Annotated in this window: 8 protein-coding genes and 1 other RNA gene; 1 reads left to right on the forward strand and 8 read right to left on the reverse strand. The window is 66.0% G+C overall.

Translation table 11 applies throughout. From position 1 onward, the window contains the following. Nucleotides 1–62: 62 nt before the first annotated feature. Together LE197_RS14345 and dnaX are read right to left on the reverse strand one after the other, a co-directional pair. Nucleotides 63–389: a YbaB/EbfC family nucleoid-associated protein gene (locus LE197_RS14345; protein ID WP_003087236.1), complete on the reverse strand. Its 327-nt coding sequence runs from the start codon at nucleotides 387–389 to the stop codon at nucleotides 63–65. Nucleotides 390–434: 45 nt separating this feature from the next. Next, nucleotides 435–2492, reverse strand: a complete 2058-nt coding sequence (gene dnaX / locus LE197_RS14350) for a DNA polymerase III subunit gamma/tau (protein WP_058160551.1) — start codon at nucleotides 2490–2492, stop codon at nucleotides 435–437. Between the two features lie 36 nt (nucleotides 2493–2528). Here dnaX and LE197_RS14355 point away from each other — a divergent pair, with 36 nt between their 5' ends. Then, nucleotides 2529–3395: a substrate-binding periplasmic protein gene (locus LE197_RS14355; RefSeq protein WP_003122917.1), complete on the forward strand. Its 867-nt coding sequence runs from the start codon at nucleotides 2529–2531 to the stop codon at nucleotides 3393–3395. A 46-nt stretch (nucleotides 3396–3441) separates the two neighbouring features. Here the strand turns inward: LE197_RS14355 and ffs are convergent. The 6 genes from ffs to LE197_RS14385 all read right to left on the reverse strand — a co-directional run bounded on the left by ffs (nucleotide 3442) and on the right by LE197_RS14385 (nucleotide 11755). Next, nucleotides 3442–3538, reverse strand: an RNA gene (gene ffs / locus LE197_RS14360) — signal recognition particle sRNA small type. Between the two features lie 110 nt (nucleotides 3539–3648). Further along, nucleotides 3649–4026, reverse strand: a complete 378-nt coding sequence (locus LE197_RS14365; RefSeq protein WP_003083354.1) for a hypothetical protein — start codon at nucleotides 4024–4026, stop codon at nucleotides 3649–3651. Nucleotides 4027–4071: 45 nt separating this feature from the next. Then, nucleotides 4072–6456 carry an NAD-dependent DNA ligase LigA gene (gene ligA, locus LE197_RS14370; RefSeq protein ID WP_023109003.1) on the reverse strand — a complete coding sequence of 795 codons (2385 nt, stop codon included), beginning with the start codon at nucleotides 6454–6456 and terminating at the stop codon, nucleotides 4072–4074. Nucleotides 6457–6546: 90 nt separating this feature from the next. Then, complete coding sequence (gene zipA / locus LE197_RS14375; RefSeq protein WP_003083352.1) at nucleotides 6547–7416, reverse strand: cell division protein ZipA; 870 nt, start codon at nucleotides 7414–7416, stop codon at nucleotides 6547–6549. A gap of 165 nt (nucleotides 7417–7581) precedes the next feature. Next, on the reverse strand, nucleotides 7582–11070 hold the full coding sequence (gene smc / locus LE197_RS14380; RefSeq protein WP_023109004.1) for a chromosome segregation protein SMC: 3489 nt from the start codon (nucleotides 11068–11070) through the stop codon (nucleotides 7582–7584). Between the two features lie 25 nt (nucleotides 11071–11095). Continuing rightward, nucleotides 11096–11755, reverse strand: a complete 660-nt coding sequence (locus LE197_RS14385; protein WP_003083350.1) for a GntR family transcriptional regulator — start codon at nucleotides 11753–11755, stop codon at nucleotides 11096–11098. Nucleotides 11756–11911 lie beyond the last annotated feature (156 nt).

The following is an 11911-nucleotide window of genomic DNA, read 5'->3' on the forward strand; positions in this document are numbered from 1 at the left end:
AGAGGGAGGGGAATGGCTGCCGGGCGCCGTCCGAAGAAGGCGGACCCGGCACGAACGCGGGATCAGAAGGGCATCTTGAAGCCGGGCGGCAGTTGCATGCCCGAGGTGAAGCCGGACATCTTTTCCTGGTTGTTCTGCTCGATCTTGCGCACCGCATCGTTGACCGCGGCGGCGATCAGGTCTTCGAGGATTTCCTTGTCTTCCTGCATCAGGCTGTCGTCCAGGCTGACGCGCTTGACGTCGTGGCGCCCGGTCATCACCACGCTGACCAGACCGGCGCCGGATTGCCCGGTCACTTCGGCGTTGGCCAGTTCTTCCTGCATCTTCTGCATCTTTTCCTGCATCTGCTGCGCCTGCTTCATCAGGCCGGCCATGCCACCTTTCATCATGTTCTTCACCTCGAATGTCGTCTTGTTGCGTGCGCCAAGCGCCGGTCAGGCCTTGGCTTCCAAAGGTTCGATGGTACCGTCACGGACCACCGCGGCGAACTGCTCGCGCAACTGCCGGACCAACGGGTCGGCATCGATCGATGCCTCGGCCGCCCGCTGGCGCTCGGCACGCCGGCGTGCCGCTGCCTGGGCCGGGGTCTCCTGCTCAGGCTTCTGCAGGGTCACCTCCAGTTTGAGGGTGCGCCCCAGGTGCTGGTTCAGCGCATCGTTCAGCCGCCGCTGCTGGGTGGCGTTGAACAGCGCGCTCTGGCCCGGATCGAGATGCAGATGCCAGTGGTCGTCGTCGGCAGCTACCAGCGTACAGTTGGCACCGATGCTGGCGGTCAGGCCGCCGAGGCCGAGCCGCGGGAACAGCTCCAGCCACTCCGCGGCCAGGCCGGTGGCCGGCTTCGCCGCCGGCAGCGGCTCCTCCACCACGACCACGTCAGGCTCGGGCGCGGCATCCAGGTAGGCCAGGGTATCCATATCGACTTCGTAATAGTCGTCCGCGGGCGGTGGCTCGTCGTCCTGCTCGTCCTGCTCGTCAGGTGCTACCGGCAACGCAGCCGGCAGGGCTTCCAGAACGGTTTCCACCACCGCCTCGACCGCCACTGCCGGAGGGACCGAGGGAGCCTCCACGGCTAGCGGCTCGGGCTCGGGCTCGGGCTCGGGCTCGGGCTCGGGCTCGGCAGCGAGGCTCGGCGCCGGCTCTTCCCAGGGCAAGTCGACGACCTCTGCTGCGGCGGCGGGCTCTTCGACAACCGCTTCCGCGACGCGCGCCTCGACCGCCGCCGGCGGCGCGGATGGCGCTGCCGGCGGGGCAGCCGGGGCTTCGACGGGCGCAGCCACGACAGGCGCGGGAGCAACGGCAGCGACCGGCGCAGGCGAGGCCGCGCCGGCCACGGGGGAGTTGGCGGGATCAGTCGTGGCCTTGCTGATCCCCAGGTCCTTTAGCGGCGTCCTCGGCGCGCCGTCGGCGTCCGCCGGGCGGAACGCGAGCATCCGCAGCAACACCATCTCGAAGCCGCTACGCGGATCGGGCGCCAGCGGCAGGTCGCGGCGGCCGATCAGGCCCATCTGGTAATAGAACTGTACGTCTTCCGCCGGCAACGCCTGGGCCAGGGCCAGCACCCGCTCGCGGTCGCCCTGGCCATTGTCGATCGCTTCCGGCAGGGCCTGGGCGATCGCGACGCGGTGCAGCACGTTGAGTATTTCGGCAAGCACGCCGCCCCAGTCCGGCCCCTGCTCGGCCAGGTGGCGCACCGCTTCGAGCAGGGCGCGCGCATCGCCCTCCAGCAAGGCCTGGAGCACGCCATAGACCTGGCCGTGATCGAGGGTACCGAGCATCGCCCGCACGTCTGCGGCCAGCACCTTGCCCTCGCCGAAGGCGATGGCCTGGTCGGTCAGGCTCATGGCGTCACGCATCGAGCCGTCGGCGGCGCGCCCGAGCAACCACAGGGCGTCATCCTCGAAGGGCACGTTCTCGGCTCCGAGCACGTGGGTCAGGTGCTCGACCACCCGCTCCGGCGGCATGTTCTTCAGGGAGAACTGCAGACAGCGCGAGAGGATGGTCACCGGCAACTTCTGCGGGTCGGTGGTGGCCAGCAGGAACTTGACGTGCGGCGGCGGCTCCTCGAGGGTCTTGAGCAGCGCATTGAAACTGTGCGACGAGAGCATGTGCACTTCGTCGATCAGGTAGACCTTGTAGCGTCCGCGGGTCGGCGAGTACTGCACGTTGTCGAGCAGCTCGCGGGTATCCTCGACCTTGGTCCGGCTCGCGGCGTCCACTTCGATCAGGTCGACGAAGCGGCCTTCGTCGATTTCGCGACAGACCGAGCATTCGCCGCACGGCGTGGAGCTGACCCCGGTCTCGCAGTTCAGGCACTTGGCCAGGATCCGCGCGATGGTGGTCTTGCCGACCCCGCGGGTACCGGTGAACAGGTAGGCATGGTGCAGCCGCTGGTTGTCCAGGGCGTTGATCAGAGCCTTGAGCACATGGGTCTGGCCGACCATTTCACGGAAGGAACGGGGACGCCATTTACGCGCAAGAACTTGATAACTCATCGAAAACCGTCGCAGAAGGGAAGCACAAGTCGGCCAATGCTAGCGCAATTTACCCCTTCTGCGCTCGCCGACTTGGCAAACTGCGTGCTAAGAATTCCCCTGGCCCTTCAGCAGCCCTCGTCGGTGGCAATGACTCTACCTTCCCTGACATCGTTCATGCCTCATTTCGGCGCACCTGCGCTGCTCCTGCTGCAGTTGCTCGCGGCCCTGCCAGCGACGGCCGTGGAGACCGACGCGACGCCATTGCGCTTCTCGGTGATGGAAAGCTGGAGCATGCCGTTGGTCCGCCTGCAACGGGGCCAGCCGATCGACGGCATCGTCTACGACATCACCCGCTCCCTTGCCCGGCAGGTCGGCCGCAAGGCGCTCTACCACCCCTACCCGCGCGGGCGCATCGAGCAGGCGATGAACGCTGGCGAAATCGATGTCCGCTGCTACATCAGCCCCGCCTGGCTCAGCCACGACTTCCCCGGCTATCGCTGGAGCGTCGCGCTGCTGGTGCAACGCGACATCCTGGTCGCCCGCGAAGGCTTCGCGCCGATTCCCGAGGCGCTGCCGGCCCAGCGTATCGGTACCGTCCTTGGCTACAGCTATCCCCGCTTGCAAGCGCTGTTCGACATCGGCCGACTGCGCCGCGACGATGCGCGCACCCAGGATCTGGTGCTGGAAAAGCTGCGCGCCGGCCGCTACCGCTACGCGGTCAGCCATCAACTGTCGCTGCACTGGAGCAACCGCCAGGCGCCGGGGCAGCCGCCACTCCAGGAAGCCGCGCAGCTCGAAGAGACGGCGGTGAGCTGCATGGTGCGGGACTCCGCAGAGGTTCCGGTGGAAGCGATACTGAAGACGTTCGAGGAAATGAAGCGCAGCGGAGAGATCGAGGAGATACTGCAGCGCTACCGATAAGAGCGGCGGCGGCGTGCGGAAAATGGCGGGCCTGAAATGGAGGCGGCCCCGCCAGCCACACCCCGGCACACGATGTTCCCGCTGTGGCTGCTTCCTTCCGGACCTGACCAGGTTGACGGGTAATCGTTGCGGGGGGACCGACAGGGCCACCATTGCAGCCTACCCTCGGGTAGGCCGCGCCATTCTACCGGCTTGCGCGTAAGTTACAACCACTTCAAGCACTTACGTTTGCAATCCATTTCGCGAAAGCGGTTCATTGCTGCTGGATCAGACCCTCCGGCGGCGGCTGGGTCGATACGCTCAGCTCGGTATCGACATACAGGTCCAGGGTGCCCCAGCCCGGCTTGGTGCTGAACGACGCATACTTCTCCTCACCGCGATGGAAGGAGAAGGCGATCCGGTAATCGCTGCCGCCGAACAGCTTCACCGGAAACTCGCGGACCTGGCCGGGCCGGATCTCCCCGGAGAAGGTTTCCACGCCCTGCTCCTTGTAGCTGTAGGCGATCGGCGCCGAAGCCTGGCCACTGTAATGCAGCAGGATGCGCGGCCGCTCGCTCCAACCCACGTAGGCGCCGAACAGCACCACCAATGCGAGCACGCCCAGCAACCGCTGCTTTCTTGCCTTGTCCATCGTTAACTCCAGTCTTCGGAAATCTTTCGCAGCAGCGCCGCCGCTTCAGCGGGCGACGCCGTGCTCGTCGAACAGTTTCAGCAGGCCGTCTTCGTCGAGCACCTTCACGCCCAGCTCGTTGGCCTTGGCCAGCTTCGAGCCGGCGCCGGGCCCGGCGACCACGCAGTGGGTCTTGGCCGACACCGAGCCGGCCACCTTGGCGCCGAGCCCTTCCAGCTTGTCCTTGGCCACGTCCCGGCTCATCGCCTCCAGGGTGCCGGTCAGCACCCAGGTCTGCCCGGCCAGAGGCAGGCCTTCGACCGCCTTGCGCTCGCTCTGCCAATGCATGCCGAACTCACGCAACTGCGCCTCGATGGCCAGGGCACGCTGCACGTTGGCCGGCTCGTCGAAGAAATCGCGCAGGCTTTTCGCCGCTCGCTCGGGCAGACGCTCCACCTGGCGTAGATCGAGCCAGTCGGCGCGGATGATGCCGTCGAGCGAACCGAAGCGGCTGGCCAGCTTTTCCGCGCCGGTGGCGGCGATGAAGGGAATGTTCAGCTTGTCGATGAAACCGGCCAGCGAGGCACAGGCGGCGAACTCCGCGGCGACCTCGCCCTCTTCCTGCAACTGCACGCCATGTTCGGCATCGCGCAACTGGGCGATCACCTGGCGGTTGTGCTCGTCGGCGAAGAAGTTGTGGATCTCGTAGGCTACCTCGGCGCCGACGTCCGGCAGGTAGGTCAACACTTCCGGGAGCGCCTTGCCGATCCGCTCGAGCGAACCCAGCGAACGCGCCAGCAGCTTGGCGGTTTCCTCGCCGACGTCGGGAATCCCCAGAGCGAAGATGAAGCGCGCCAGCGAAGGCTTGCGGCTATCGGCGATGGCCGCCAGCAGGTTGTTGGTGGACAGCTCGGCGAACCCTTCCAGCTCGAACACCTGTTCATAGGTCAGGGTATAGAGATCCGCCGGCGAGGCGACCAGCCCGCGATCCACCAGTTGCTCGACGATCTTGTCGCCAAGACCGTCGATATCCATTGCCCGGCGCGATACGAAATGGATGATCGCCTGCTTCAACTGCGCCTGACAGGAGAGGCGGCCGACGCAGCGATAGATGGCGCCCTCGCTGATCGACTCCTTGCCCTTGCTGCGCTTGACCAACTGGGTCCGCTCCACGGCCGAGCCGCAGACCGGGCAATGCTCGGGCACCTCGATAGCCTGCGCATCCGCCGGGCGGCGCTCGAGCACCACCTGCATGACCTGCGGAATCACATCGCCAGCACGGCGGATCACCACCGTATCGCCGATGCGCAGGCCCAGGCGGGCGACTTCATCCATGTTGTGCAGGGTCGCATTGGACACCGTGACGCCGGCCACCTGCACCGGCTTGAGGCGTGCCACCGGGGTCACGGCGCCGGTGCGGCCGACCTGGAACTCGACACCCAGCAGCTCGGTCAACTCCTCGCGCGCGGGGAACTTGTGGGCGATCGCCCAACGCGGCTCGCGCGCGCGGAAGCCCAGTTCGCGCTGGAAGGCGATGCGGTTGACCTTGAACACCACGCCGTCGATCTCGTAGGCCAGCGCATCGCGTCGGCGACCGATGTCGTCGTAGTAGTCGCGGCAGGCCTGGGCGCCCTTGACCAGGCGCAGCTCGCGACTGATGGGGATACCCCAGCCGCGGAACGCCTCGAGGATGCCCACCTGGGTGTCCGGCAGCGTCCCGCTGACCTGGCCGAAGCCGTAGGCACAGAATTCCAGCGGGCGACTGGCGGTGATCTTCGAATCCAGCTGGCGCAGGCTGCCGGCCGCCGCGTTGCGCGGGTTGGCGAAGGTCTTGCCGCCGGTTTCCACGGCCTTGGCGTTGAGCGCCTCGAAACCGGCCTTGGACATGAACACCTCGCCGCGCACTTCGAGGATCTCCGGCCAGCCTTCGCCGTGCAGCTTCAGCGGTACGTTGCGAATGGTGCGTACGTTGCTGGTGATGTCCTCGCCGGTGCTGCCATCGCCACGGGTGGCGCCGCGCACCAGTTGGCCGCGTTCGTAGAGCAGGCTGACGGCCAGGCCGTCCAGCTTCGGCTCGCAACTGTACTCGACCTCCGCGCCACCGCCGAGCAGGTCGCCGCCAGGCAACAGGTCGGCCAGTCCTTCGCGTACGCGGCGGTCGAAGTCCAGCAGGTCCTGCTCCTCGAAGGCGTTGCCGAGGCTGAGCATGGGGATCTCATGGCGCACTTCGCCGAACGCCGAGGCCGGCGTGCCGCTGACCCGCTGGGTCGGCGAGTCGGGCATCAGCAGTTGCGGGTACTCGGCCTCCAGCGCCTGCAACTCGCGGAACAGGCGATCGTATTCGGCGTCGGGAATGCTCGGTTCGTCGAGCACGTAGTAACGGTAATTGTGGGTGTCCAGTTCGGTTCGCAGTTGCGCGATGCGTTCGGCGGCAGCCTGGGTGTCGGTCATGGTGGGAGTCCGTGAAACGAAAAGAGCAGCCTCGGCTGCTCTATAGAGTAGTTCGCCCCCTCCCGTACGAAGAAAGGGGCTGTGGCCGGATCAGCGCTTCTGCATCAGGCTGCGACGCTCATGGTCGATGATGCGCTGGCGGTAGTGCTCGATGGTCTGGGCGGTCAACACGCTGCGCTGCTCGTCCTTCAGCTCGCCGTTCAGCTCGTGGGCCAGCTTGCGCGCGGCGGCAACCATCACGTCGAAGGCCTGCTTCGGATGGCGCGGCCCCGGCAGGCCGAGGAAGAAGCTCACGGCGCGGGTGCTGAAGTTGTCGATGTCGTCCAGGTCGAAAGTGCCCGGTTTCACCGCATTGGCCATGGAGAACAGGATCTCGCCATTGCCGGCCATGCTTTCGTGGCGATGGAAGATGTCCATGTCGCCGAAGCGCAGGCCGCTCTCGAGGATGTTCTGCAACAATGCCGGCCCCTTGAAGCCGCTCTCGTCGCGGGCGATGACGTTGATGATCAGCACCTCGTCGACCGGGGCAGGTTCGGCAGCAACCGCAGGGGCTTTCTCCCGCTCTTTCTCCTTGCGGCCCTTCGACTTGCCCTTGCGCGGCTCCACCGTCTCGGCGGCATCGCTCGGGTCCGCCTCCAGGGCCAGCCCCTCGTCGAGGTCCAGATCGCCCTGGCGCGGCTCTTCCTGGCGCTTGCCGCCCTTGCGTTCCTTGGCTTCGCGGGCGCTGACGCTGGGCAGGTCCTGTTCGTCGAAGGATGGCTCGCGATGCTCGACCACGCGCGCCGGCCCCAGCAGTTCAGCCGAGTCGCCGTCGTCGTCCGGCAGATTGGCGAAACTGCGGTCGAGCTTGAACTTCAACTTGCCCTTGCCGCCCCGCATCCGCCGCCAACCGTCGAAGAGAATGCCGGCGATCACGATAAGCCCGATAACGATAAGCCATTCGCGCAGACCGATATCCATGTAATTCCGTAGCCCCTAGTGAAAATGGTGAATAAAAAATGAAAAAAAGGACGTCCTGTCCCTTGAAACGTGGAGCCAACCTTGTTCTGACAGAACTTTCCCACGCGATACAAAAAGTGGCCATTAAACTAACATGCCCATGCACAAGTTTACACTGCCTGACACTCAGGCTTCAGCCAATGCGACCGCCTCTTCCACGTCAACTGCAACAAGCCGTGAACAGCCCGGCTCATGCATGGTCACGCCCATCAACTGATCGGCCATTTCCATGGCGATCTTGTTGTGGGTGATATAGATGAACTGCACCTTTTCCGACATCTCCTTCACCAATCGCGCATAACGTCCGACGTTGGCATCGTCCAATGGCGCATCGACTTCGTCGAGCATGCAGAACGGCGCCGGGTTCAACTGGAAGATGGCGAATACCAGCGCCAGCGCGGTCAGCGCCTTTTCCCCGCCGGACAACAAGTGGATGGTGCTGTTCTTCTTGCCCGGCGGGCGCGCCATGATCGCCACACCGGTATCGAGTAGATCTTCGCCGGTAAGTTCCAGATATGCCGTACCGCCGCCGAATACCTTCGGGAACAATGCCTGAAGGCCAGCATTGATCTGGTCGAAGGTTTCCTTGAAACGATTGCGGGTTTCCCGGTCGATCTTGCGGATGACGTTTTCCAGCGTCTCCAGCGCTTCGGCCAGGTCGTCGTTCTGCGAGTCCAGGTAGCGCTTGCGCTCGGACTGCTGCTGGTACTCCTCGATCGCCGCCAGGTTGATCGGCCCCAGACGCTGGATGCGCGCCGCGAGACTCTCGAGACGCTCCTCCCAATCGCGTTCGCTGGCATCCAGGGGCAGGTTGGCCAGTACCGTATGCAGGTCGTAGCCGTCTTCGGCGAGCTGCTCCTGCAAGGCTTTGCGCCGCACCACCAGCCCCTGCCACTCCAGGCGCTGCTGCTCCAGCTGGCCACGCAGCAGTTGCGATTGCTGCTCGGCCTGGCCGCGGCGCTTCTCCACCTCGCGCAGTTCGCGATCGGCGTCTTCCAGGGCCAGCCGCGCCTGCTTGAGTTCGTCCTCGACGGCCATCCGCCGCTCCAGCAACTCCTCGAGCTTCATGCGCAGCTCTTCCAGCGGTGCCGCCCCCTCCTCCAGATTGAGGTTGAGCTGTTCGCAACGCTCGTTGAGGCGCGCCGACTGCTGGTCGAGGCGCTCCAGGGCCTGCTGGGTGGAATTGTGCTGCGCCTTCAGCGAGCCGACCCGCACCGCCAACTGGTGCGCATGGTCCTTGTGGGTGCGGGCATCCTGGCGAATCCGGTCGAGCCGTTCGCGCAGGGCGTCACGCTCCGCCAGCAGGGTTTCCCGGCGCTCGGTGTCCAGCGCCATGCTATCCAGCGCTTCCTGCAGGGTCAGGCGCGCCTCGCTCAGTTGCTCCTGTTCCAGCGCGCGCTGCTCGGCCAGTTCCGCCACTTCTTCGTCGAGACGGCGGCGACGCAGTACCAGTTGCTCGACCTTGGCCTGCTGCGCGGACAACTGCGCCTTCAGCTCGCCGTGCCGGCGCCCCTCCTCCTGGACCTGGCGCCGCACCTGCTCGCGCGCGCCTTCCAGCTCGCGCTGCTCGTCGCGGGCCGCAGCCAGACGCTCCTCGCCTTCGGCGACACGGGTTTCCAGGGCCTCCCGCCGCTCCTGCAACGCCTCCAGTTCCTGGGCGCGGGCGAGCATGCCGCCCTGGGCCTCGTCGCTGCGCCGGACCCGCAGGAAGTGCCGGCCGACCCAGTAGCCATCGCGACTGATCAGGCTCTCGCCGTCGTCCAGGGCGCCGCGCTGGGCGAGCGCCTGTTCCAGGGTCTCCACCGGTTTCACCCGGGCCAACCAGGGACTCAGGTCGGCGTCGGCGCGGACCTTGTCCAGCAGCGAACCGGCCGCCGTCGCGGCTCCGCGAGCGGGGCTGAGCAGGCGCAGCTCGCCCTTGCCAAAGCCGGCCAGGGCGAGCCCGTCGAAGCCGTTCAGCAAGACCGCCTGCAGATCCGCGCCGAGCACGGTCTCCACCGCCAGCTCCCAACCCGGCTCGACACGCAAGCCTTCGGCGAGGCGCGGACGTTGTTCCAGGCCCTGCTCGCGCAACCACTCCAAGGCGCCCTGTCCGGGATCGAGAGCGGCCTGCTGCAGGGCCTCCAGCGAAGCGATGCGCCCGTTCAGGCGCTGCAACTCGCCCTGCGCCTGGTGCTGTTCGGCGGCTAGCTGCTGCAATTCCTGGCGCAATTGTTCGAGTCGCTCGGCTTGGCCCTGCTCCTGCAATTGCAGTTCTTCCAGGGCCAGTTCGGCGATCGCCACCTGTTCGTTGAGTTCGAGGATCGCCGCGTCCTCGGGGTCGGCCGCCAACTGGCCACGCTCCACCTGCAGGCGCCGCTCGCGATCCTGCAGGCGCTCCAGGCTCTGCTCCAGGTGCTGGATGCGCGACTGCTGCACCTCGGCCTGGCGGCGGGGTTCGGCGCTCTGCTGGTTGAAGGCATCCCACTGCTGCTGCCAGGCCTGCATGCCCTGCTCGGCCTGTTCCAGGGCGATGCCCGCTTCTTCCGCGGCGGCCGCGCTGAGTTCCTGTTCCGGTGCGAGCATGGCCATTTCCTCGGCCAGGGTCGCGAGCAAGGTACGGTCATGCCCGAGGTGCGATTCGGTTTCCTGGCGGGTCCGTTCGGCTTCGCGCAAGTCGTCCTGCAACTGGCGCTGGCGCTGCTGGCCATGCTGGATGCTCTGCTCGACCCGGGCGATGTCGCCGCCGACCGAATAGAAGCGTGCCTGCACCTGGTTGAAGCGTTCGGACAACTCGTGATGGCCGTCGCGCAGCCGTTCGATGCCGGCATCGGCACCGCGCTGCTCGGCCACCAGGGCCTCGAAGGCGATCTCCTGGTCGCCGATGACCCGCTCGCGCTGACCGACCTGCTCGTTCAGGTCGCGCCAGCGCACGGCGCCCAGCTGGGCTTTGAGCTGGCGCTCCTCGGCCTTGTGCTCCTGGTATTTTTCCGCCGACTGGGCCTGCCGGTGCAGGCGTTCCAGTTGCCGCCCCAGCTCTTCGCGCAGGTCGGTGAGGCGTGCCAGGTTTTCCTGGGTCCGACGGATGCGGCTTTCGGTTTCGCGGCGGCGCTCCTTGTACTTGGAAATGCCCGCGGCTTCCTCGATGAAGTTGCGCAGGTCTTCCGGACGCGCCTCGATCAGCTTGGAGATCATGCCCTGTTCGATGATCGAGTAGCTGCGCGGCCCCAGGCCGGTGCCGAGGAAGATGTCGGTGATGTCGCGCCGCCGGCACTTGGTGCCGTTGAGGAAATAGGTGTTCTGCCCATCCCGCGAGACCCGCCGGCGAATGGATATCTCGGCGTACTGGGCGTATTCGCCCACCAGGGTGGTCTCGGCGTTGTCGAAGATCAGCTCGATGCTCGCCTGGCTCACCGGCTTGCGGGTATTCGAGCCGTTGAAGATGACGTCGGTCATCGACTCGCCGCGCAGGTTCTTCGCCGAGCTTTCGCCCATCACCCAGCGCACCGCGTCGATGATGTTCGACTTGCCGCAGCCGTTCGGCCCTACCACTGCCGCCATGTTGCTGGGGAAGTTCACCGTGGTCGGATCGACGAAGGACTTGAACCCCGCCAGCTTGATGCTCTTCAGGCGCATGCGTGCGCTCCCGCCAGGGTCGCCATCAGCGTTCGGCGAGCGCGGCCAGCACCAGCTGGCAGTTGTGGCGGCCGTATTCCAGCAGGACCTCGCGGATCCTCGCCTCGTCACGGGCGATCACCGCTTGCAGGAGCTGAGCAAAACTGCCGAGGAACTGGTTCATTTCCGCCTTGCGCCGTTCCAGCGCCAGGTGGTAGGCGCGACTCACCGCCGGCAGCAGGTTTTCGACGGTCTCCTGCAGGTAGGGATTGTTCGCGAAAGGAAAGGCCGCGCGCATGATGTCGAAGCTGGCCTCGACGAAGCCGTCGATATCGCTTTGCGCCAGGTTGTTCAGCAGGCGCTGCTGGATGACCAGGAACGGTGCCAGCTCGGCTTCGCTGCGCCAGCGCCGGGCGACGCTTTCCGCCAGCAGGATGTAGAGCTGCACGATCAGCGCGTAGAGGCTTTCCACATGTTGCGGGGACAGTTCGGACACCTGGGCGCCGCGGCGCGGCAGGATGTTCACCAGGTGGCGGCGTTCGAGAATCAGCAGCGCCTCGCGGACCGAGCCGCGACTGACGTTGAGGGTCTGGGTGACCTTCTGCTCCTGGATACGTTCCCGTTCCTTGAGTTCTCCCCGGATGATGCGTTCCGCGAGGTGGTGGGCGATCTGCTCTGCCAGGCTGTCCGGGGCCTTGAACGTCATGGTGATCCTTTTATCCAGGGGCGCGTTTTCCGGGGGTATATGGATGGGAAGTGTAACACAGGGCGTTACCCCGCCGGCTTCCCGGCGAAGCGGCGGACAGAACGAAGGTTGGGATGGGGCAGGCCGGCCAAGGGAGGACAATTGTCAGACAATCTA

The sequence above is a fragment of the Pseudomonas sp. PS1(2021) genome (assembly GCF_020405165.1).
GTDB lineage: Bacteria > Pseudomonadota > Gammaproteobacteria > Pseudomonadales > Pseudomonadaceae > Pseudomonas > Pseudomonas aeruginosa.